This window comes from Desulfoluna spongiiphila (genome assembly GCF_900101345.1).
GTDB lineage: Bacteria > Desulfobacterota > Desulfobacteria > Desulfobacterales > Desulfolunaceae > Desulfoluna > Desulfoluna spongiiphila.
Map to the genome: position 1 here is coordinate 15,717 of NZ_FMUX01000016.1, position 23,223 is coordinate 38,939.

The following is a 23,223-nucleotide window of genomic DNA, read 5'->3' on the forward strand; positions in this document are numbered from 1 at the left end:
TTCCATACACCAAAAAGAAAGCGTTACGCATATCGAATACGGTGGTTTAATTGAGGCGCCACCACCGTTCCAAGATGGTGCTTAAAATGCACCCTACAAAGGTGTCGTCAGGTTCAGCTGATGCCTTGAATATGGGTGCACTCGCCTCGTGAAATATCCGGGCTAAAACACGCATAAAAAGCATACAGTAGAGTGATAGAATACCCTTTTATCTTATCCTTCCATCAACACGTTGAGAATCCGGTTGGCGGATTCGGTGACGCGGGTACCGGGGCCGAAGACGTCTTTGACGCCCATTTTGGATAAAAGATCGTAATCCGACGGCGGAATGATGCCGCCGACGAAAACGACGATGTCATCGGCATCCTGGTCGGCAAGGTGACGGATCAATTCCGGAACCAGTATGTTGTGCCCGGCGGCCAGGGAGGAAACACCGATGGCGTGGACGTCGTTTTCCACGGCCATTTTCGCGGCCTCCTCAGGGGTCTGGAACATGGGGGAAAGATCCACGTCAAACCCGAAGTCAGCGTAAGCGGTGGCGATGATTTTGATGCCGCGGTCGTGGCCGTCCTGGCCCATCTTGGTGAGGAGGATGCGCGGACGCCGTCCGTTGCGTTCGGCAAAGGCATCGGTGCGATCCCGCAGGGTCGCCATGGTCCCGTTGTCTCCCATCTCGCCGGCGTAGACCCCGGAGATGCATCGGGTGGTGGCGGTAAATCGGCCGAAGATCTTCTCCATGGCTTCGGAGACCTCCCCCACGGTGGCACGGGCACGCATGGCCGGGATCACCGCCTCTAAAAGGTTGCCCTCCCCTTCAGCGCAGCGGGTGATGGCCGCAAGGCATCGGTCCACCTCAGCCGGGTCCCGTTTTTCCCTCAACTCCAGGAGCCCTCGGACCTGCTCCTCCCGGATGGCGGCGGGCACGTCCAACACCTCCATCTCCTCTTCCTCCTCCACCTGGTATCGGTTGACCCCGACGATGACATCCAGCCCCTGGTCTATGCGCGCCTGACGCCGGGCAGAGGCCTCTTCGATACGCATCTTGGGCATGCCCGATTCAATGGCGCGGGCCATGCCGCCCAGGGCCTCCACCTCGGCCAGGACCCCGCGCACCTTTTCGACGATCTCCCTGGTCAGGGATTCCACGTAGTACGAGCCTCCCAAAGGATCCACCACACCGCACACCCCGCTCTCCTCCTGCACCACGATCTGTGTGTTCCGGGCCACCCGGGCGGAAAGTTCCGTGGGAAGGCCCACGGCTTCGTCGAAAGCGTTGGTGTGAAGGGACTGGGTACCGCCCAGGACGGCGGACATGCACTCCAGGGTGGTGCGGATGATATTGGTGTAGGGATCCTGCCGCGTGAGGCTCCACCCGGAGGTCTGGCAGTGGGTGCGCAGCATGGAGGACCGGGGGTCCTTCGGGTTGAACCGGGCCATGATCTCCGCCCAGAGAAACCGGGCCGCCCGGAGCATGGCGATCTCCATAAAAAAATTCATGCCGATACCGAAGAAGAACGAAAGACGCGGGGCAAAGGCATCCACATCCAAACCCGCGTCAAGGGCGGCCTTGACGTACTCCAGGCCGTCGGCAAGGGTAAAGGCGCACTGAAGCACCGAGTCTGCTCCGGCCTCCATCATGTGGTACCCGCTGATGCTCACCGTGTTGTACCGGGGCATCTCTCCGGAACAGAACCCGATGATATCCGAGACGATGCGCATGGAAGGAGCCGGAGGATAGATGTACGTGTTGCGGGTAAGATACTCTTTTAAGATGTCATTCTGGATGGTGCCGGTGAGCTTGTCGTGGGGCACGCCCTGCTCTTCCGCGGCCACGATGTACCCGGCCAGCACGGGCAGCACCGCTCCGTTCATGGTCATGGAGACACTCATGGCGTCCAGGGGGATCCCATCGAAAAGGACCTTCATGTCCTCCACGGAATCCACGGCCACCCCGGCCTTGCCCACGTCGCCGGATACCCTGGGATGATCCGAGTCGTAGCCCCGGTGGGTTGCCAGGTCAAAGGCCACGGAGAGGCCCTTCTGCCCCGCCGCCAGGTTGCGACGATAAAAGGCGTTGGACTCCTTGGCTGTGGAAAAGCCCGCGTACTGGCGAATGGTCCAGGGGCGCCCGGCATACATGGTGGCCTTGGGCCCCCGGACGTAGGGCGGCAACCCCGGCATGGCGCCGGCCCACTCCAGGCCCTCCAGGTCTTCCTCAGAGTAGAGAGGCTTGATGGATATCCCCTCCGGCGTGGTCCGGGTCAGCTCCTCAAGGGACCTGCCCCGAAGTTCTTTTTCCGCCAGCTTCCGCCACGCCTCAAGGCGCTTGCCACTGTCCATGCCGAGTCTCCTATGGTCAAAAAGCATGAAAAAAGCCTCCGGCGGCAAGGTGAGCCACCTTGAAAGCAGGCTTCCGCTGGACTTTGCCCCTTGTTCCTCGGGTCAAATCCCAGAGGTATTCTGGTGAGCTATTCCATCATTGCTTATTTCCACCAACAGAACCTGATCACATTTTCCCTGTGCCCTAGTCTCTATTACCTATTTTCCTATGACCTGGTTTCCCTGCCTCCCCTCTCACACAACTCCACCAGCACCCCTTGCGTCTCTTTCGGATGGATAAAGGCGATCCGAGCGCCCCCGGCGCCCAGACGGGGTGTCTCGTCGATAAGGCGAATGCCTTTGGCCTTAAGTTCAGACAGGGCCTCGTCGATATCCGCCACCCGAAAGGCGATGTGATGAACCCCTTCGCCTTTTTTCGCAAGGTATCGCCCCACGGGACTGTCGGGCTCCACCGCCTCCAGAAGCTCCACTTCGCTCTCCCCCACAGGGAAAAAAGCGGTGGTCACCTTCTGTTCGGACACGGTCTCCATCCCGTCAAAGGGTAATCCCAGTATCTCTTCCCAGAAACGGCGACCGGCCTCGATACCACTTACCGCCACACCGATATGATCCACGTGAAGCACCTTCATGGTGATCTCCTCCCATGGTGAGAACTATAAAACACCGCCAAGATCGGCACACAGTTTGTCATTGATGGACCGCGCTCGCGGGTAAAGGAATAGAAAAGAAGATCACCAAAAGAGAAATAAGAAAAACTCCGGCGCAGAGGAAGAAGAAACGAAGTTCAAGGGCCTGAACGAGCGCTCAGTCAGGTAAGAAATACCACGCCGCTTTTTTGGTTGTCAAGGGGATTCAAGGAAGAACACCGAACAATGGTGAGGAAAGGATACGACCATAAAAAAAGACACAACAAGCCATGTTGTTTAACGATCCATGCCACTTTTCATCGCTGGTCACAGAAGAAAAAGCTGCACAGGGGTGCGGCGCTCCGGGCAGACGACGCCCTTATATGCCACAAAAAGACTTCGATTCGGCTGCCCCTTACCCCGGGGTCACCTCATCGGGAGACGAAATCCTGAAGGAGACCTCCACCCGATCCATGCCCGCCTCTTCCTGACGTGTACGGATGGAGAGATCGTCAGAGGCCATGCCGGCGTCCAGAAACTCCCGGGCCACATTGGCCGCACGTTCGGCGCTCAGGGCAAACCGGGCGTTGGCCCTGGCAGAGTCTGTGTACCCCGTCACCACCACCACGGGACGGTAGGGTTTCAGCACAAGGGCCACGCGATGGAGGGTGTCGCGATATTCGCCGGAGACACGGCTTCCGTCGGCAGAAAAAATCACGGGAAGTTCCAGGTGAACCACCAGCTCGGTGGTGGTCTTGTCCAAGGTGAGCCAGGTGCCCACCTCGCTTTTTTCAATGCGGGTGGCAAGATCGGCATGGAGGGTACGCCGTCTCTTTTTCACAGAAAACCGGGGATCAGAGATCAGCCCCTCTTCTTCAAGGACAACGGCCATGGTGCCTTTGAGCCAGACCGGTATGTCACCGCCACCGGCCTCGGCCACCACCTTGACCATATCGGAGAATTCACGCTTGTGGCTGAGGAGCACCTCTTCCAGATGAGCGACCTCACGCATAACCCGTCGGGTGTCCTTGCCTTCCACGGCAAGCACCACAAGGCGTTCCTTGGCGTCGAGGAGCCGTGCGGACACCTCTTCAACGGCTTTGGCCACCACGGCAATGGCCTCGGCATCCGGTTTCAGGCCGTCCGGTCCGTACTCGTTTACACCGTCGGCCCAGGCCGCAGTGCATGCGAAGCCCAACACGACGAGGGCGCACACGACGCCTCGTATCTTTGAAATCAACATTCGTCCCATAACCTTCCCTGGTCATTCAACGGTATACCCGGTGCCTGCGCACCACAGTCCGGCCCGGTGCATCCTTGCTCCGGGGTCTTTCAAAAAGCCATGCAACATGGCCCTGTGCACGGGCCGTCGCCACGGGACAACCGAGTGCATATCACATATATCGCCGGTTCCCGATAAACCTGAAGCCAGGGAATAAAAAAACATCGGACTAGGCAGGGGTTGGTGGGGCGGCTTTCCGTGCCACAAAGCCCTGGGTGTTGAGGCCGGTGGCGGACGAGGTCCCCGCCTTCTGAGCCAGGAAGGCAGCCCCCAGGGTCTTGATGTGACCGGCCACGTTGTCAAAATAGTTGTAATGGGCCTGCTCTTCGTCGATGACATCGTCAAAAAGCTTGGCGCTCAGGCTGTCCCCGCAGGCCAGGCACACCGCCAGAAAGGCGTTGTACTCGGCCAGGGCACCATCTTCCAGCTCCGTGTCGAAACCGAAGATCACATCCACCGCCTGCCCACGCTCCACGTTATCGGCAGGCTCGGTGGTGGGCTCCCCCCCAAGCTCCTTGACGCGCTCGGCAAACATTTCGGCGTGGCGCATCTCATCAATGGCGATGAGTTTCATCTGGGCCGCAAGTTCCCCGAAATCCATGTCGTCCAGGGCGTAGTGCTGGTTCATGTATTGCCCGATGGCGTGGAGTTCCATGGCCCTAGCCTTGTTCAACACCTCAATCACCTTGGCCTTCTTCTCTTCACGTGAAGTCTGTGTCATGGGTCTGCACCTTTCTATTAGGAGGTTGTGTGTCTTAGCACGCACTCGCATCGGTACCGTCCGGTGGAGGGCCCTAAAAGCGATTTGCGTCGTCGTATGTGACAAGGCAACATCAAAAAAGAAGCATCACAAATGGGGATGCTCACGCATGTCTGCATGGTCTGTGGGTAAAACAACGTCAGAATGGGTGCCGGTGTGACATGAACCCATCGGCCCGGTGAGGGCGAAGGTGGCAGGAGGACGAAAAGTCCCTTTCCCCCGGTTCGTGTTTACAAGAATAAAAACCTTGCCTTTCCAAGTCAAGCCCCGCTGTGATATTGGAAGGATCCCGACCCAACAGAATCCTCCTGTAAAAAGACGTAAAACTCGCTTTTTACGGGCTGCACCGGGCAGTTCACCGGAAGGAGTGCCGACCATGGAATCCCTTGTATTAAACCATGCGAATCGTTATTTCGCCCATCTTCGCAAGCTGGCGGCCCTTCCGTCCGTTTTCACCCGGCCCGAAGACGTGGAACACGCCATGGCATACTGCAAAGCGACCCTTTCATCCGTTCTCCCCGGCCACACCATCTGTGAAGACAAAGGGAAAAACCTGCTGGCCCTGCCCGGCAACATCAACCGCCAGGAGCCCATTGTCTACCTGAGCGCCCACGTAGACACCGTGGATGCCGACAAAACGGAGTGGGACGCTCCCTTTTCCCCTTTTGAGCCCTATGAAGACGAGGATGAACTCGTGGGCCGCGGAGTCTCCGACTGCAAAGCAGGTGTGGCGTTCCAGCTCTTCCTGGCAGAGCTGGCCGGTGAGGGACACCTCTGCCTTGAAAACCTCATTTTCACCGTCACCTTTAAAGAGGAAGGTGCCGGAGACAAAAGCGCAGCCCATATCGGCCGGGCTTTAGGGAAAGCCCTGCCCGTCAGCGAAAAAGAGACCCTGCTTTTCGTTCTGGAAAACACGGTAACCTCAGGGCAATCGCCCTGCCTGGGCCTCTACACGGCGGAACGCAGCAATTTCGTCATCGAGGTCACCGGGCCCCTTGCCGAACTCCGGCGTACCCTTGATCGCCTTCCAAGCTGGAACCCCGCCTGTATCTACCCGGACACGCCCCCGGAGTCCTGGCCTGAGGTTCTGACTCAAAAAGGGGGCCATGTGTGCTCCGTCCCGCGGGACAAAAACCGCCTGACCGACATCATCCTATCGGCCGGAGACACCGACCTGCTCAGCGCCGGGAGCCCGGACAGCTTCGGAGTAATCCCCACGGAGATAAAGCGGGGAAGCGCCCCGGTGCCCACAGCCCACACCCTGGTCCTGAGCAACCGCACCTTTGAGAGTCTCGCATCGGTGCGCAGGCAGCTTTCGGGGATGACCTACCGGGAACTCAAAGCCTTTTCCATCTCACCGGGCATGGACATGCGAGACCGATGGACAGGCTCCACCCTTCAAAGGACCCTGGAGGCCATGGGCCCCCAGCCCCTTGCCGTCACCCTTGATCACAACACCGGAATCTCGGACGCCTCCACCATCATCAACACCATGGACCCGGCCCTTGGGGACCGGTTTTTCCCTGTGGTCATGGGCCCCGGGACCCGATCCCAGAGGCAGGCGACGCCCCAGCGGCTCACCCACGGAAAAAACGAAACCTTCGACAAAAAAACCGGCATCCAGGCCACAGCCACCCTCTTCAATATACTAAACAGACTGGATGTCATACGAAGCAAACAGAAGCGATGAGACCGGTTTCGCCGTTTAAGGGGCTCTTTGCCATAAAAATGACGAAACCATTCTCCTGTGTGTGCCGATATGGTACATATACAGATAATTAATCCAACGTATCATGGTATAAAACACAACCCGAGGCTTGTATGGCTCCCTTTCGTTATGCTGCGTTTTTTTCCATTCTGTTGTTTCTCTTTTCCGTCCCCACCACCTCTGCAACAACAGTTATTCCTGTCAGCCTGACCCAACTGACACAAAAGGTCGACACCATCGTGGCTGGTGTTGTTCGGGAAACCCATGCGTATTGGGATGAGGGCCGTATCTACACGGATGTGACCCTTGAAACCATGGAGTTTCTCAAGCACCCCATCGCCCATCGCCCCGAGACCATCGTGGTGCGCACCATGGGCGGCCAGATCGGGGACATGCGCATGGAGGTCCACGGCGTACCTGACCTCGCACTCGATGAAGAGGTGGTCCTCTTTCTCAGGCAGCATGGAGAGGATTACACCATCTACGGGCTCTACTACGGCCTCTGCCGCATCGAAACCAACCCGGATGACGCCTCCCAGAGCGTCACCGGCCCCGTCTTCCGGGCCAGGACCACGCAAAGCGCGGACACCAAGGCCCTCAGCCTCAACCCACTGCCCCCCAACGGCGAGGCCCTGGACTCTTTTTTCCAGCGTGTCCGGGACCTGCTCCCGCCCGCCGATGAAACACGACAACCATAGGCATATTCATGAAATCAACCCTGTCGAAATGTATCGTCTCGGGCCTGCTCCTTCTCCTGTTGCCCGGTACCCTCTTTGCCTGGTGCTGGATTCGGGACACGGGCAGCACCAATCAAGGGTGCGGGGCACTGCTCTACGTCGAAAACTGCTGTGACGGCAACCTGCGCCTGTGGTCCGGTGGCACCATGGCCTACCACATATCCAACACCACCCCGGGCAGCCTCACGGCCCCCCTGCAGGCAGGTGTCAACACATGGAACGCCATCGTAATGAGCACCTTCAACTTTGCATACCAGGGCACCTCTCCCCTCACCTCCGTATCCAGGGACGGCACCAACCTCATCAGCATCGACCCTCAGTTTGCCACACGCAACGGCCGGATCGGTGAAGGGATCCTTGCCATCAGCACCACCTGGACCCTGGGAGCAGGCGGCTCGTACAGGGCTGTTGAATCGGACATTGCCTTTAACGGAGAGGAGTACACCTGGGGAGACGGTACGGCCGGGACCATTGATACCGCCGCCGTGGTGGCCCATGAAAGCGGCCACAGCGCAGGGCTCAGCCATGCCGGTGCCCAATGCCAGAACGCCGGTTCCGAAGGATGCGGCGCCAATTTCCAAGAGGCCACCATGTATTGGAACTACTCGGCCGGTGCCGCCGGGTTACGGGACAAGGGCAGCCTGGAATTAGACGATGCGGCGGCCATGATCCACGGCTACCCCAGAAGCACCTTCACGGTAAAGGTTGAAAACAGCATCGGCCAGCCCATTGTGGGGGTCACCGTGGACCTTCTGGATGCTGCCGCCCCCCGGGACGGCCTGAACAACCTCGAAGGGGGCCGGATCTATGGCGACGTCACCAACATTTCCGTTCTCATGGGGGATAAGGCCCCGAGCGGCAGCTACATCACCCAGACGCCCTTTACGACCACCGATTCCGCAGGCCTCACCAACGCCATTCACCCCACCCACCGGTCCATACGCCTCCGCGCCTCCATCGCGGCCTTCAGCCATACCGTCTCCCACACCGTGGCGGACGGGACCTCGACCTATACCCTCACCATGCCCGAAGCCATCGGTGACCTGGTGGCCCCCTTGCTTACCGTCACCAGCCACACTTCGGGGCAGTTCGTCACAACCGACACCATCACCCTTGCCGGAACCGCGTCGGACGCCGGTCGAGGCGACTCGGGTGTCCAGAAGGTGACCGTCAACGGCGTCCCCGCCGCGGGTGGCTCCGCACCGGCCGGTGCAACCGCGTCCTGGTCATCGGACATCAGCCTGTCGCCGGGGACCAACACCATCACGGTGACGGCAACCGACGACGCCCCAGCCCAGAACCCGAACACCCAGGTCCTTTCCATTACCTATGACGTGGTCCCCCCCACGGTGACCCAGACCTACCCGCCGGCCAGCACCTCGGGAATCGCCGTTAACAGCACCGTCTCCGTTCGGTTCGATGAGCCCATGGACCCGTCCAGCCTCACCACCGGGACCTTTACCAACGCCCGGGGCCTTCCGGGGACCGTCAGTTACGATGCGGCGAGCCGCACCGCCTCCTTTACCCCCGATGTCCCCCTCTCCTACCAGACCTCCTACACCTTCACCCTGACCACGGGTGTCCGGGATGCCGCCGGCAATGCCCTTGCCTCACCGGTGACCTGGAGCTTTACCACCCAGTCGACACCCTCGTCATCGGGGGGCGGTGGCGGCGGAGGATGTTTTATCCAGTCATTGTAGGGCCGACAAATCGGCCCCCGGAACCCAAACAAAAAAACGGCCGATGTGTCTCCACATCGGCCGTTTCGCATCATGCGTGCATCAATCCCTGCCGGGGCATATGGATCAGATCTGCCCGGACTCTTTCAAGGCAAAGGCCACCAGCTTCCGGGTGACCTTCTCCTTGAAGTCACCGGGATGGTCCAGCTGCATCCGCTTCAGGTAGGGCTGGGCTTCGGCGGGAACGGCCGTGAGCATCTGCTTGGCAAGGCCCATAACGGTCTTGATCTTCTGTTTGTCCATCTTGGACTTGAACTCACGCAGGGAGCGCCCGAGGACGAGCTCCTCTTTGGTGAATTCACACCCGAAGGGGAACACGTCGAAGTACTTCTTGCCCATGGCACGGAAAGGTTGCAGCCTTTTGGCGATGACCTCGGGGTAGTTGTTTCGATACTCTGCGGGGATTTCGTAGTCAGGGGGCAGTTTTTTGGCTTTTTTCGCCTTCTCCAGCAGCTCGTCCTGAAAACGGGAGTCGGCCACGTTGATCAGGGCCGCCACCACCTCATGGTCCACCTTGCCGCGCAGGTCTGCAATACCGTACTCGGTCACCACGATATCCTTAAGGTGCCTGGGAACGGTGGTGTACCCATAGTTGAAGACCACGTTGGACTTCGGTCCGTTTGCGGTCTCCTTGACTGCGCGGATCATCATGATCAGCCTGGCATCGTCGATGGCATGGGCCATGGAGACAAAGTTGTACTGTCCGCCAACCCCGCTGATAACGGTGCCGTTTTCAAGGGCATCGGATGCGATGTTCCCCACGACGGAGACAATCATCCCGGCGTTGACGAACCGCGCCTTCCTTCTCTGGAGGGTCCGGAGCTTTTCGTCACCGTAGAGCTGGTTGAGAACGGCCACACCGGTCATCTCAAAGAGCTTGCGCTCGTCATCGCTCATGTTCCTCAAGGTATCGTAGAACTGGTTGGGCCCGATAAAAAAGCCCCCATGGGCAATAACCCCGTTGGTCAGGGACTCTCCGATGCAGTTGTCCAGGATCGCATCCAGGTTGGCCCCGTCCCGCAGATCGGTGGAATAACGGGTGTCGCCGTCCACAATGGCATAGTCATCCCAGGTGAGCCCCTCCTTGAACACGCCGTAATGCTGGAGGCCCTCAAAATCACCTTTTTTCAGGATGGGCTGAAAGGACTCCTGGGAGAGAAGCGCCTTCACCGAGTCCCGGGTCAGGGTTTCCGTGAGCACCCCTTCGTTGACCAGTCGCTGGATTTCGATGTTGCCGTACACCTTCCGTTTGATGACGCCGCCCTTGTACAACTCGATAAAGGCATCCACGAGCATCTCCGTGGTGCCGTAGAGGCCCTCGTCAAAGGTGTCCCGTCCCCCGATGTGATCCACGAGGGTACCATATTTTTCATTGATGCCGAGGTCTTCCAGCACCTTCTTGTAATCCGCGTTGGCCGTGTTTCGCATGATCAGCGCCGAGGCAATGGCATCACCCAGGGACCCGATGCCGATCTGCAGGGAGCCGCCGTCCTGAACCAGGGAGCTGACATGGAGTCCGATCATGTGATCGGCTGTTGTTACAGGGGCCTTGGGAACAGAAAAAAGAGGGGTTTCGTATTCGGGGTTGTCCAGGATGATATCGTAATCATCCTCTCCAACCACGGCATCGCCGTACATAAAGGGCAGTGAGTTGTTGACGTGCCCCACATGGAGAAACTTTTTCCCGGCGGCCTTGGCTTCGGGGATAAATTTTTTGATATCAAGGGACAGGTCGGCGTTGCAGCTGTCGCTGTAGCACACCTTGCCGTCGATCTCTTTTTTGGCCACGGCATGGCAGTAGAGAACGTTGCAGTCCTCGTTCATGATGTCCCGGCCCACGTGGGTATAGTTGGAGCTGTAATGGTTCTGCTGAGCCATGGGATCGTTCTTGACAGAACCGGCCTTGTAGTAGAACTCCTTCATCTTCACGTTGGGAGGCAGGGCCCCCTTTCTCAGGTCCAGCATGTAATCGAAATCGGGGATGCCTTTCCAGACACGCTCCCTGAGGGGCTGCAGCATGCGCCTCTCAAGATCATTCGACCAGGTGGGCTTCTCAAGGGAAAGGGCCGTGATGATCGTCAACTCGATGGTCGGATCGCTTTTAGCGCGGCGGTAGATCTCATTGGCAATCTGATACGATTTACCCAGGGCAATGGGCATGCCGAAGGCTATCTTCTTATCAAACGCTTCGATGATATGGTCCACAACCTTGGTGACATCTGTGTAGTACGTAGGTTTATTATGCTCACTCACAACTATACCTCCCTGCAGATCAACCTGAATTATATCCAAACGGATGCGTCGAGCAAACGCACTCCCGCTCTCCCTCACATGCCGTTTGCAGCAAGGCACTGAACCGGTATTCATATTTCAGCCGTAAAGGGCCACCGTCGGCCAAAAAGGTCCACCACCTTCCCGCAATGTTCCATGGGCCACGCACCGTCCCGAATCGGGATTCCTGCCCCTGGCACCAAAACCGCAACACGTTCTCGCGGATCAAGGGTTGCTTCAGAAGCAACCGGTACACGGGCTTTTTTGCGAAGCCATGCATCAAAACAGACATAGCCTACAAACATAGTCACAGCGTGTCAACACTGTTCGCTTTGACTATACAAATATACCAGCGCTTACAGGAGCTGAGAGCTCACACCTTAGTTCCCTTAAAGATCACCGCTCCCCATAAAGCCGTAAGCCATGATTTACATGACACAATTCACGGCACCAGCCGTTCAGTGGCGATTCATCACCCGGCGATACACATCAACGGTTTCCTCGGCCGTCCGCTTCCAGACGAACCGGCGATGCACCCTGTCCGCCCCTTTACGTGCAAACCCATCAGCCACATCCCGGTCGTCAAGGAGCTCGCTCAGCCCGTCCTTCAGGGCCTGCACATCACCGGCGGGAACAATGCGGGCCGCATCTCCGGCGACCTCGGGCAACGCCCCCCCATCCGTGCAGACCACGGGCACGCCACAGGCCATGGCCTCTCCAACGGGCAGGCCGAACCCTTCGTACAACGATGGAACCACCGCCACGGACGCCCGGGCATACTCGTGGACCAGGCGCCGGTCCGAAACCCTGCCGGTGAACTCCACCACATCGGAAAGGCCGAGGGAAGACACCAGGCGCTGCACAATACCGCCCTCCTTGGGCTTACCGATGACCGTGAGCCTCACCTCCCTTTCGTCCTTCATGGCGGACACGGCGTGCATCAGGTAGTAGAGCCCCTTCAAAGGGCTGTCCGCGCTATTGGTCACGATGATCCGTAAGGGGTCTTTGGGAACCTCGGGCAGGGGAAAGAAACGAGACGTGTCGATGCCGATGGGGATAACGTGCAGCCTGTCCGAAGACACGCCGAAATCCGAGGCAATATCGTGTTTCGACACATTGGAGACCGTAATGACGGCGGGAAGCTTGCGGGCCACCCGTTTCTGCATGCCGATAAACGAGTACCAGCGCATGGCCCGCGCCCGCTTCCAGAGGTTACGGGTGCTCATCACGGCGATGTCCCGGTCCCGGGTCATGGGGTGGTGAATGGTTGCAACCGTGGGGATCTTCCGGCTCACAGAAAGAAGCCCCCAGGAGAGGGACTGGTTGTCGTGAATGATATCAAATCGGTGGCCCTCGGCCTCGAAAAACCGCCGGGCACGCACCCCGAAGGCAAAGGGCTCGGGATACCCCAGGGTGGAGTTGATCCACCATTCCGAAAAGTTGAGGGGGTCCTTCAATCGACTGTAGGCGGCCCCATTCTCCATGGTCTCGGGGCTGTAGAGATCCAGGCCCGGCAACACGGTAAGGCCGATGTCGTCGTCAAGGATGGGGGCAGGTTCCCCGGAAAGAACGTGGACCCGATGCCCCAGATCGGCCAGTGCCCTTGCCAGGTGGCGAATGTACACCCCCTGTCCCCCGCAATAAGGGTTGCTCCGGTAACTCACCAGACAAATACGCAACGAAGGCTGTGACGTGCTCATGGCAGGGACCTCCTGTTAAGGCCCGGCACCCGATGGGGCTTTCGCCCTTCGATCCCATACTCCCAGAGATAAAGAAAAAGCCCCGCCACATACCCCAACCCGGGGAGCAGAAGGACAATGACAACCTCAATATAATTCCGACACCACGCCTTGAACTCTTTCATCACATGCCACCTGGTTTATCGTCACTAAAAAATCATACATTCCTTATTCTACCGGGCATAGCCTTCGGCAGCCCTGCCGGGGGTAAACCTAACGCACCCCGGGCGGCCTTGAAACCCTTTTCCATAACGACGAATCAACCCCTTGGACACGCCCATCAAGGATCCCTCTGTCTCTTCAGCCCCATGCATCCCTTGCCCAAACATAGCGCCTGTGAGAAAATAGGGGCCTCATTTCCCATTCACAGAGTGTCCCATCAACCCCACCGCACCGGAGTCCCCATGGTCATCACCGCCAACCCGTTTATCGATGAAACCCGAATCTACAGCCTCAACGACCGGCTCCCGGCCAAAGGCCGCTACGTCCTCTACCTCATGCAGCAAAGCCAGCGTACCCGGTTCAACCACGCCCTGGAGTACGCGGTGCAGCGGGCCAACGCCTTAAAGCTCCCCCTGCTTACGGTCACAGGGCTCATGGAAAGCTATCCCGAGGCCACCTGGCGCCACTACCAGTTCATGTTGGAAGGGCTCTGCGATGTCCAAAAAAACCTGAAAACACGAAAAATCGGGTTCCGCATCCTGAAAGGAATCCCGTCGGAGGTCGCACTGGGGCTTGCAGGCGAAGCGGCCCTCATCGTATGCGACCGGGGCTACCTGAGGCACCAGCGGAGCTGGAGACAGGAGATCGCCACATCAGCCCCGTGCCCCGTCATTGAGGTGGAATCCGATGCCGTGGTGCCGGTGGAGTGCGCATCAATCAAGCGCGAATATGCCGCCCGAACCCTCCGGCCCAAGATCGAAAGGCTCCTGGACCGCTACCTGGTGGGACTCTCCGCCACCCCCGTCGAGGTGCCCTTTCCCCCCACCCTCCTGACCAAAGGCGGCATCGACCCAAGCAGGGGCCTTCCGAAAAGCTTTAACGTGGATCGATGCGTAGCGCCCGTCAACCGGTTCAAGGGCGGAGAACAAGAGGCCCAAAAACGCCTGGACCGTTTTGTTTCGGAGACCCTCTCCCGCTACGCAACCCACCGCAACAAGCCCGAAGAAAACGCCATTTCGGAGATCTCACCCTACCTCCACTTCGGCCAGCTTTCTCCATTGGACGCGGCCCTTGCCGCAAGCCATGGCGGTATCTCCTGCCCGGAGGCCGTGGCCGTCTTCATCGAAGAACTCGTCGTCCGCCGGGAACTGGCCATCAACTACACCTGGTTCGAACCGGACTACGACACCTTCGAGGCCGCAGCCCCTGCCTGGGCACAGGAAACCCTTGCCGCCCGAGGCATGGCACAGGACCTCTACACCAGGGAGGAGCTTACGGCCTGCAACACCCACGACACCTACTGGAACGCGGCCATGGCCGAGATGGTCCACACAGGGTTCATGCACAACTACATGCGAATGTACTGGGGGAAAAAAATCCTGGAATGGTCACACGATGCGAAAGAGGCCTATGAAACGGCCCTTTACCTCAACAATCGCTACTTTCTGGACGGACGGGACCCCAACTCCTATGCCGGGGTGGGCTGGACCTTCGGCCTCCACGACCGCGCCTGGCCTCAGCAGCCCGGCTTCGGCAAGGTGCGCTCCATGAAAGCCTCGGGGCTGAAGCGAAAATGCAATATCCAGGGGTATGTCCAAAGAGTGGAGGCACTGGTTCGCGAAGGCTCCGGCCACGACTCGGAGCCTCCGGCGGCGAGGTGAGCCACCTCGAAAGCATATTGCCCTTGCGTTTTGTCCCTCGTTCCTGGGGCCAAACCGCAAGGGCCTTCGGTTCGGGCTTCGCCCGATATAAATACTGACGGCTTGTGCGGGATGGTTCACAAGCTTCGAAGTACCTTGAAGCTGGTTGCTTCGCTCCCAAGGGGAGCCTGGGAACGGTCAAAGAACTCACATCACGACGTTCTCCATGCATTTGCCACAGGATGTCAAGGAACCCCCACCTTGCCGCCCAGTTCGCGGTATCGCGGGCAGGTCACCAGATGGTCGTTGACCATTCCCACAGCCTGCATAAAGGCGTAGCAGATGGTGGACCCCACAAAGGTGAACCCCAGCTTTTTGAGAGCCTTGCTCATGGCATCGGACTCCGGGGTGCTGGCGGGCACCTCGGCCATGGCTCGAAAACCGTTGTCCAGGGGCTTTCCGCCTGTGAACCCCCAGAGAAACCCGGAAAAGGCACCCTGGGACTGCTCCATCGCGAGGAATGCCTTTGCGTTTTTCACCGCACCCCGGACTTTCAGCTTGTTTCGAATAATCCCGGGATCGGCCAAAAGGGCCTCGATCTTGGCCTCGTTGTAGAGGGCGACCTTTTCCGGAGCAAGGCCGTCCATCACCTCCAGATAGTGCGCCCTTTTTTTCAGCACCGTGATCCAGGAGAGTCCGGCTTGAAACCCTTCAAGCAAGAGCATGGCAAAGAGTTTTCTGCTGTCGTGCTCGGGCACGCCCCACTCTTCGTCGTGGTAAGCCACGTAAATGGGCGTATCCCCGCACCAGGGGCATCGTTCGTCCGTCATCAACTATCCTTCCTTACATTCTATATCACTAAGATTATGCCAACGCCTCCACCAGCAACGGAAACAGTTTCCGATTGGCCGTGGGGAAGGCAAGGCGCTCCAGGTCCTCCGGCACGATCCAGTCCACGGGCTGCCCCTTTGTCGGCTTAGGGGTCCCCCCTTCGACCTCTGCCAGATAGACGAAAAGCTGCACCCGAAAGTGTGAATAGGCGTGGGTGACGCTTCCCACCATCTTCCCAACAACCGGCACGATACCCAGTTCATCCACAAGGCACCGCTCAAGGGTCCCGGCGTGGGTTTCCCCTGCCTGGACCCGTCCCCCTGGGAACTCCCACATCCCGGCAAGATGGCCCTTTGCAGGGCGTTTCTGCACCAGGATTTTTCCGTTTTGGACCACCACTGCCAGGGCCACGGGATACAGGGGCACCGCTTTTCTGATCCCTTTGACGGGAAAGGCCTCCTGTTTTCCCAAAGCCCGGGCTTTGCATCCGGCACCCAGGGGACAACGGGGACAGTCAGGCCGCTTGGGCGTGCACACCGTTGCCCCGAGCTCCATCATGGCCTGGTTGAAATCCCCGGGCCGGGTTTCCGGCACCGCCACGTCCACCGCCTCCTGGATGGCCCGCTTCACCCCCGCAGAGGTCACCACACCATCAAGGGCGAAAAGCCGGGTCACCACCCGGTTGACATTGCCGTCCACGGCAGCTGTGGGATGCCCGAAGGCGATGCTCTGCACTGCCGCACAGGTATAGGGCCCCACGCCGGGCAAGCCGGAGAAGGCATTCGGGGTGTCCGGCACCCTTCCTCCATGCTCGTCCCGCACCGTGCGCATGGCCTTTAAAAAGTTGTGGCAGCGGTTGTAGTAGCCCAGCCCCTCCCACATCTTCAGAACCCGATCGTCCTGGGCGTCCGCAAGGGCCGTGACGTCGGGAAAAGCACGAGTGAACCGGTCATAATAGGGAATCACCGTGGCAACCTGGGTCTGCTGCAGCATCACCTCAGAGAGCCAGATCCGGTAAGGGTCCGTCGTCTGCCGCCACGGCAGGATCCGTTTGTTGGTGTCGTACCACGAGAGCAGAAGCCCCGCGTCCAGAATGTCTGCCATATGCGTCCTTATGTTGCAGGGTTATAACGACTCGGCCTATTGCTGCCTTCTATGGTTAAAGTGGGTGGAAAAAGCTTGCCTCAGGCGGCGAGGTGAGCCACCTCGAAAGCAGGTTGCGAATGCGCTTTCCCCTGGAGCGCCGCACTCCTGTGCGGCACGGGTAACGACGGACTAAAAAGCCGCACCGGAGTGCGGCGCTCCGTTTCCGTCGATTTTTCTCGATTTTTTTTGAAGGTCGCGGCCCAAACTTCATTCAAAAAGAACGAATGAAACGGGCCTCTCCTGCAAAAACGGTTGCCATATGTCACACATCACGCAAATGCCCCGAAAGCGATTGAATACCAAGTACCTCCATGCACTTAACCATAGGAGGCGTTTTTTACCCTTTCCGCAATGTCACCCATAATGCAGCGGCCAGAATCATGGCCCCACCCGCAAGGGACCGTGCCGTGGGCACTTCTCCCAAAAAGAAACAGGCCGCGGCGATGCCGTACACCGGCTCCAGGGAGGCGATGATGCTCGCTTTTCGAGCCGAAACGGTTTTCATGCCCTGGATAAAAAGGGTGTGTGAGACCCCGGTGAAAAGAACCCCCAGAAGCAGGAGATACCCGAAATCGGTTACCGTGGGGATTTCTGGAAAAAGGCAGAGGAAGGGAAAAAGAACCAGCACAGCGGCGGCATCCTGCCAGAAGGAGACCACAGCGCCGTGGTACCTCTGCCCGAACCGACGATTAAGGAGAGAGAGCACGGCAAAGGTCAGGCCCGAGGCCAGACCCCAGAGCGCCCCTTCAAACACGGGTTCTCCAGGGTGAAATCGGGGCACCACCAAAGAGACACCGGCCAGGGTCCACAGGGCCGGGGCAAGGGTTCGCCACCGAAAGGGCTTCCTGTCAAAAAGGGGTTCGAGGAGTGTTGTAAACACAGGAAATGTGGCAAAGGTAAGCAGGCCGACAGCTACGGAGGACACCTGAATCGACTGGAAAAAGGTCCCCCAGTGCACCGCCAGGATAAGGCCCTGAAGGGCCATCAGCAAATAATCCCGCGTGGAGGCAAGGCGCAGGGTACGCCCGGTCAGATGAATCAAAGGCCCCAGGAAGAGCGCGGCAAAAAACACCCGCCCGAACACAATGGACACAGGGGAAAGGTGCACCAGCTTCCCAAAGAGCCCGGCCACCCCGAAGAGCAGCGTGGCCGTATGGATCAGCACATAATCCCGGGACATGCCCGAGGCCAAAAGACCCTTTCCTGCATTGGATGCATAGGTTTCGTTCATGGACCTGTTATACCGGAGACGGACCATCCATGCCACAACCGGAAGAAAAAAACAGCATTGGTCATCGTTGGGGCCACCAGGGTGTTATTGATGACACCATCCCAAAAGGCCGACAGCCCGTAGGGTGAACTCTATGCACCGTGTCCGAGTCACCCAAGGTTTCGATTTTTATTATAGATATGGCTATAACGAGGACTAAGCCCACAATATCCGTAGAGTCACCAATTTTGGCGACGGGCGTAGCCCGCGACGAATGCCCTTGCGCTTTGCCCTGAGGAACGAAGGGCAAAGCGCAAGGGTAGTCAGCTTTCGAGGTGGCTCACCTCGCCGCCGGAGGCGTGTTCATAGAAGGCAGCTCTATTTATGCCTCCAGGGGAAGGTAGACCGGTTTCCAGATCATGTGGTCAACGGCTTCGTCCAGGCGCGCAGGGTCCGTGTTGTGGTCAAAGGCGCTGAAGGCGCACTTTCGGGCGACGCCTTCACGAATGGCGGCGCGTCCCACGGCCTTGGCAACCTTGAGGGTTACCTCCTGGAGCCTGTCCACGGAGGGAAACAGGGCACCACGGGCGAGGTCGTGACTGCTGACGCAGTCCGCTGCGGCATGGGCGGCGGCGGTGAAAAAGCTGGGGAGCACTTTGGTGGCACCGGAGGCGATGACGCCCAGGCCCACACCGGGAAAGATGAAGACGTTGTTGCACTGGCCCACGCGGTACTCGGAGCCGCCGTGGTTCACCGGATCAAAGGGGCTGCCCGTAGCCACGAGTGCCTTGCCGTCGGTCCAGTTGTAGATGTCCTCGGGAATGGCCTCGGTGTTGGCCGTGGGGTTGCTCAAGGGGAGGATGATGGGGCGTTCGGTGTTGGCAAGGACCTTGGTCACCACCTCTTTGGTAAAGCAGCCGTGCTGGCCGGAGGTGCCGATGAGAACAGTGACGCCCGCCTTTTCGATGACGTTTTCAAGGGCGCCGTCGGCGGAGCTGTTGAACCAGGGGAGCGCCCCGGGGTCCTTGGCAAATTTTTCTTTATACGGGTCGAGGCTGCGATCGGTGGTGACAAGGCCCCGGGAGTCCAAAGTAAAAATCCGGGCGCGGGCCTCGGCAACGGCCATGCCCTCTTCCACCAGGGCCGCCTCGATCTGCTCGGCAATGCCCACGCCGCCGGCCCCTGCACCGTGGATAAGGTAGACCTGATCTTTAAGGCCTTCGCTTTTGATCTTCATGGCGGCAAGGATTCCGGCCAGGGTGACGGAGCCGGTGCCCTGAATGTCGTCGTTGAAGCTGATGAGGTCATTCACATAGGTGTCGCGGACGGTGAAGGCGTTCTGCTTGGAGAAATCTTCCCACTGGCACAGGGCGTTGGGAAACACCTTTTTAAAGGCCCTGGCAAATTTTCCCACAAAGGCGAGGTAGTCGTCCCCGGTGAGGCGCCTGTGGTGCCAGCCGATGTATTTGGGGTCCCTGAGCAGCTTCTCGTTGTCGGTGCCCACATCCAGAGAGATGGGCAGGCAGTGCCAGGGTGCGATGCCGGCCCCCTGGGTGTAGAGCATCAACTTGCCGAGGCAGATGGCCTGGCCCCCTGCCCCCTGATCGCCGATGCCCAGGATGCCCTGGTTGTCGGTGACAACGGCCACACGGATATCCGCCCGCTCGTAGCGGCGCAGGATCTTTTCGGCGTCGTCGATGTTGCCGGGATAAAAATGGAGACCGTTGCCCTGGCGAAACATGGAGGAGAACCGCTGGCAGACTATGCCCACCGTGGGTGTGTACACGATGGACATGTACCGGGTGATATCGCTTGAAAGGAGGGCATGGGCGAGGGTGACGTTTCTGTCGAACAGGGACCGGATATAGATAAACTTCTCAAAGTCGCTGACTTTTTCCTGGATGATATCCTGGGCGTTCAAGACCTGCTGGGAAAGGCTTTTCACTTCAGGGGGAACCAGTCCGCTGATTTCAAAGACTTCGCGTTCCTCGTCGGAGAAGGCAACCCCTTTGTTGGTGTAGTTATGAAAAAGAACCGCGTTGCCTTTGGCGTTGACCTTCAGTGCCCTGGTGTTGCCGTAGTCGTCAAACTGTAAATCGTAAATACTCATGTGTCGTCTACCCCCTTCATTCTATCCGAATCCCTGACTTTATTATTCCTTACTTCTCTGGCCGCATCCGCACCTCTATACCATGATACCCGCCGGATGAATAGTGTCTTAGTTTGAAATATCAATCAGTTGTCAGGGTGAGCACGACACACACAATCAATCACTTAAAAAACGATTTCAAAAACTCCCGGTTCAAGCGCGAGATGTGGGAGATAGAGATACCCTTGGGACACGCCGCCTCGCACTCCCGCTCGTTGCCGCAGTTGCCGAACCCCTGCTCGGACATGCAGGCCACCATGGACTCCACCCTTTTTCTGGCCTCGGGCTTTCCCTGGGGAAGGGTCGACAGGTGGGAAACCCTGGCACTGGTAAAGAGCATGGCCGCGCCGTTGGGGCAGGCCGCCACACAGGCCCCGCAGCCGATGCACTCGGCAGCGTCCATGGCCAGCTCGGCCTGTTCCTGGGAGACGGCCACGGCATTGGCATCCGGTGCGCCTCCGGTGTTTACTGAGATGTAACCTCCCGCCTGGATGATGGCATCCAGGGCGCCGCGGTCCACCACCAGGTCCTTGATAACGGTAAAGGCCCGGGAGCGCCAGGGCTCGATGACCACCACATCGCCGTCTTCAAAGTGGCGCATGTGGAGCTGGCACAGGGTGGTCTCCTTCAGGGGGCCGTGGGCCTTGCCGTTGACCACCGCCCCGCAGGTGCCGCAGATCCCTTCCCGGCAGTCATGGTCGAAGGCCACGGGCTCTTCCCCGCTGCCCACCAGCCGTTCGTTTAAAATATCGAGCATCTCAAGGAAGGAGGCATCCGTGGAGATATCCCTCACCTCGTAGGTATCAAGGCGCCCACCGGAGTCTGGGCCATCCTGTTTCCAGATTTTCAGGGTCAAACCGATGGTTTCCGTCATTTGTAGCTCCTTTGGCTCAACGTGACGTGTTCAAAGCTCAGCTCTTCCACCACCCGCTCCGGTTCCTCGTCTTCTCCCCGATGTCTCCATGCCGCCACATGGGTAAAATGGGCGTCGTCCCTCAGCGCCTCATGGTCCTCGGTTTGAAAGGCCTGGTTGTAATGGCTTCCGCAGGATTCCTGGCGGGCCCTGGCATCGGCAATCATCACTTTGGAAAAGGAAAGAAAATCAGAGACCCGCATCGCTTTTTCAAGGTTCTGGTTAAAGGAATCTGCCGTGCCCACCATGGCAAGGTCCTGCCGGAAGACCGCCTCCAGGGCCTCCACCTGGGAGAGTGCCTCCTCCAGGCCCTCGTTGGTCCGGGACATGCCGCAATGCTCCCAGACAATACGCCCCAGCTCCCTGTGGATGTCGTCGCAGGTTCGCCTGCCCGTGGGCACCAGGAGCCTCTCGATGCGTGCCTTCACCGCAGCTTCCGCCTCCGTGAAGGCGTCCGATGATTCCTTGTGGGCCCCGAAGGGACGATCCGCCAAATACCCGCCAAGGGTGTAGGGGATAATGAAATACCCATCGGCCAAGCCCTGCATCAGGGCGCTCGCCCCGAGCCGGTTGGCCCCGTGGTCGGAGAAATTGGCCTCCCCCAGAACAAAGAGGCCGGGGATGGTGCTCATGAGGTTGTAATCCACCCACAGCCCGCCCATGGCGTAGTGGGATGCTGGGTAGATCCGCATGGGCGTGCCGTAGGGATCCTCGTCGGTGATGCGCTGGTACATGGAAAAAAGGTTGCCGTACTTTCGCCTGATGACCTCCTCTCCGTCCCGCTCAATGGCATCCCGGAAGTCAAGGTAGACGGCATACCCCGTCTCCCCCACGCCCCTGCCCGCGTCGCACTGTTCCTTGGCATTGCGGGAGGCCACGTCCCTCGGGACGAGGTTGCCGAAGGCGGGGTATTTTCGCTCCAGGTAGTAGTCCCGGTCCGCCTCGGGGATCAGCCGGGGCTCTCGCGTGTCCCCCGTTTTCTTCGGCACCCACACCCTCCCGTCGTTTCGCAGGCTCTCGCTCATGAGGGTCAGCTTGGACTGCCACGTTCCGTGAACCGGGATGCAGGTGGGATGAATCTGGGTAAAACAGGGGTTGGCAAAAAGGGCCCCTTTTCGGTAGGCGATCATGGCCGCCGAGACGTTGCAGCTCATGGCGTTGGTGGAAAGGTAGTAGACATTGCCGTAGCCCCCGGTTGCCATGACCACGGCATCGGCGGCGTGGCGTTCCAGCTCCCCGGTGACAAGGTTCCGGGCGATGATCCCTGCGGCGCGGCCGTCCTCCACCACCAGCTCCACCATCTCCCGCCGGGTAAAAAGGGTCACGCCCCCGGCCGCCACCTGTCGGGACAAGGCCCCGTACGCCCCCAAGAGAAGCTGCTGACCGGTCTGTCCCCGTGCATAAAAAGTCCGGGAAACCTGGGCACCCCCAAAGGAACGGTTGGCCAGGTGCCCCCCGTACTCCCGGGCAAAGGGAACGCCCTGGGCCACACACTGATCAATGATGTTGCAGCTGAGCTGGGCCAGACGGTAGACGTTGGCCTCCCGGGACCTGAAATCCCCGCCCTTGATGGTATCGTAAAAAAGACGGCGCACGCTGTCCCCGTCGTTCTGATAGTTCTTGGCCGCGTTGATCCCTCCCTGGGCCGCGATGCTGTGGGCCCGCCTGGGGCTGTCCTGAAGGCAAAAGGTTTTCACCCGGTACCCAAGCTCCGCCAGGGTGGCCGAGGCCGACGCCCCGGCGAGCCCCGTCCCGAGCACAATGACACTGTACTTACGCTTGTTGGCGGGGTTCACGAGCTTCATCTCAAAACGGTGCCTATCCCACTTCTCCTCCAAAGGCCCGTCCGGAATTTTTGCGTCAAGCGCCATCGCTCATCTCCTTGGATAAATCAAAAAATAAGTAACTATTCAGCATCTAAAAACAACCCCCGGCAGCCAGGTGGGGCACCTGGAAACCCTATGGCGAAT

The 23,223-nt window shown here is 59.0% G+C and carries 17 protein-coding genes; 4 read left to right on the forward strand and 13 right to left on the reverse strand.

The window, feature by feature from the left end:
* Positions 1–213: 213 nt before the first annotated feature.
* The 4 genes from scpA to BLQ12_RS18730 form a co-directional block, all read right to left on the reverse strand.
* The gene (gene scpA, locus BLQ12_RS18715; RefSeq protein WP_092212926.1) at positions 214–2,340 is read right to left on the reverse strand and encodes a methylmalonyl-CoA mutase; all 2,127 of its coding nucleotides are present in this window, start codon (positions 2,338–2,340) and stop codon (positions 214–216) included.
* Positions 2,341–2,546: 206 nt separating this feature from the next.
* Complete coding sequence (gene mce, locus BLQ12_RS18720) at positions 2,547–2,969, reverse strand: methylmalonyl-CoA epimerase (RefSeq protein ID WP_092212928.1); 423 nt, start codon at positions 2,967–2,969, stop codon at positions 2,547–2,549.
* Between the two features lie 412 nt (positions 2,970–3,381).
* Complete coding sequence (locus tag BLQ12_RS18725; RefSeq protein WP_092212930.1) at positions 3,382–4,218, reverse strand: OmpA family protein; 837 nt, start codon at positions 4,216–4,218, stop codon at positions 3,382–3,384.
* Between the two features lie 199 nt (positions 4,219–4,417).
* On the reverse strand, positions 4,418–4,969 hold the full coding sequence (locus BLQ12_RS18730) for a ferritin-like domain-containing protein (protein ID WP_092212932.1): 552 nt from the start codon (positions 4,967–4,969) through the stop codon (positions 4,418–4,420).
* Positions 4,970–5,384: 415 nt separating this feature from the next.
* Between BLQ12_RS18730 and BLQ12_RS18735 the strand changes: the two genes are divergently transcribed.
* The 3 genes from BLQ12_RS18735 (at position 5,385) to BLQ12_RS18745 (ending at position 9,153) form a co-directional block, all read left to right on the forward strand.
* Positions 5,385–6,698 carry a M20/M25/M40 family metallo-hydrolase gene (locus BLQ12_RS18735; protein WP_092212934.1) on the forward strand — a complete coding sequence of 438 codons (1,314 nt, stop codon included), beginning with the start codon at positions 5,385–5,387 and terminating at the stop codon, positions 6,696–6,698.
* Between the two features lie 131 nt (positions 6,699–6,829).
* Positions 6,830–7,414: a hypothetical protein gene (locus BLQ12_RS18740; RefSeq protein WP_092212936.1), complete on the forward strand. Its 585-nt coding sequence runs from the start codon at positions 6,830–6,832 to the stop codon at positions 7,412–7,414.
* Positions 7,415–7,422: 8 nt separating this feature from the next.
* The gene (locus BLQ12_RS18745) at positions 7,423–9,153 is read left to right on the forward strand and encodes an Ig-like domain-containing protein (RefSeq protein ID WP_092212938.1); all 1,731 of its coding nucleotides are present in this window, start codon (positions 7,423–7,425) and stop codon (positions 9,151–9,153) included.
* A 105-nt stretch (positions 9,154–9,258) separates the two neighbouring features.
* Here the strand turns inward: BLQ12_RS18745 and BLQ12_RS18750 are convergent, their stop codons facing one another.
* The 3 genes from BLQ12_RS18750 to BLQ12_RS27530 form a co-directional block, all read right to left on the reverse strand.
* Positions 9,259–11,445: an acetyl-CoA hydrolase/transferase C-terminal domain-containing protein gene (locus BLQ12_RS18750; protein ID WP_254782084.1), complete on the reverse strand. Its 2,187-nt coding sequence runs from the start codon at positions 11,443–11,445 to the stop codon at positions 9,259–9,261.
* Between the two features lie 476 nt (positions 11,446–11,921).
* Positions 11,922–13,163, reverse strand: coding sequence for a glycosyltransferase family 4 protein (locus BLQ12_RS18755; RefSeq protein ID WP_092212942.1), 1,242 nt, complete (start codon positions 13,161–13,163; stop codon positions 11,922–11,924).
* A complete protein-coding gene (locus BLQ12_RS27530) occupies positions 13,160–13,327 on the reverse strand; it encodes a hypothetical protein (protein ID WP_175469931.1) in 168 nt (55 codons plus the stop codon). The genes BLQ12_RS18755 and BLQ12_RS27530 overlap by 4 nt, the downstream gene beginning before the upstream one ends.
* A gap of 279 nt (positions 13,328–13,606) precedes the next feature.
* Here BLQ12_RS27530 and BLQ12_RS18760 point away from each other — a divergent pair, with 279 nt between their 5' ends.
* Positions 13,607–15,025, forward strand: coding sequence for a deoxyribodipyrimidine photo-lyase (locus tag BLQ12_RS18760; protein WP_092212944.1), 1,419 nt, complete (start codon positions 13,607–13,609; stop codon positions 15,023–15,025).
* 224 nt (positions 15,026–15,249) lie between these two features.
* Here the strand turns inward: BLQ12_RS18760 and BLQ12_RS18765 are convergent, their stop codons facing one another.
* The 6 genes from BLQ12_RS18765 to BLQ12_RS18790 form a co-directional block, all read right to left on the reverse strand.
* Positions 15,250–15,834: a DNA-3-methyladenine glycosylase I gene (locus BLQ12_RS18765; protein ID WP_092212946.1), complete on the reverse strand. Its 585-nt coding sequence runs from the start codon at positions 15,832–15,834 to the stop codon at positions 15,250–15,252.
* A gap of 34 nt (positions 15,835–15,868) precedes the next feature.
* A complete protein-coding gene (gene mutY, locus BLQ12_RS18770) occupies positions 15,869–16,939 on the reverse strand; it encodes an A/G-specific adenine glycosylase (RefSeq protein WP_092212948.1) in 1,071 nt (356 codons plus the stop codon).
* A gap of 379 nt (positions 16,940–17,318) precedes the next feature.
* On the reverse strand, positions 17,319–18,212 hold the full coding sequence (locus BLQ12_RS18775; protein WP_175469932.1) for a DMT family transporter: 894 nt from the start codon (positions 18,210–18,212) through the stop codon (positions 17,319–17,321).
* Between the two features lie 361 nt (positions 18,213–18,573).
* Entirely contained in the window at positions 18,574–20,301 is a 1,728-nt protein-coding gene (locus BLQ12_RS18780) for an NAD-dependent malic enzyme (protein WP_092212952.1), read from the reverse strand.
* Positions 20,302–20,461: 160 nt separating this feature from the next.
* Positions 20,462–21,214 carry a succinate dehydrogenase/fumarate reductase iron-sulfur subunit gene (locus BLQ12_RS18785; RefSeq protein WP_092212954.1) on the reverse strand — a complete coding sequence of 251 codons (753 nt, stop codon included), beginning with the start codon at positions 21,212–21,214 and terminating at the stop codon, positions 20,462–20,464.
* Positions 21,211–23,124 carry a fumarate reductase/succinate dehydrogenase flavoprotein subunit gene (locus BLQ12_RS18790; RefSeq protein ID WP_092212956.1) on the reverse strand — a complete coding sequence of 638 codons (1,914 nt, stop codon included), beginning with the start codon at positions 23,122–23,124 and terminating at the stop codon, positions 21,211–21,213. The genes BLQ12_RS18785 and BLQ12_RS18790 overlap by 4 nt, the downstream gene beginning before the upstream one ends.
* Positions 23,125–23,223: the final 99 nt, after the last annotated feature.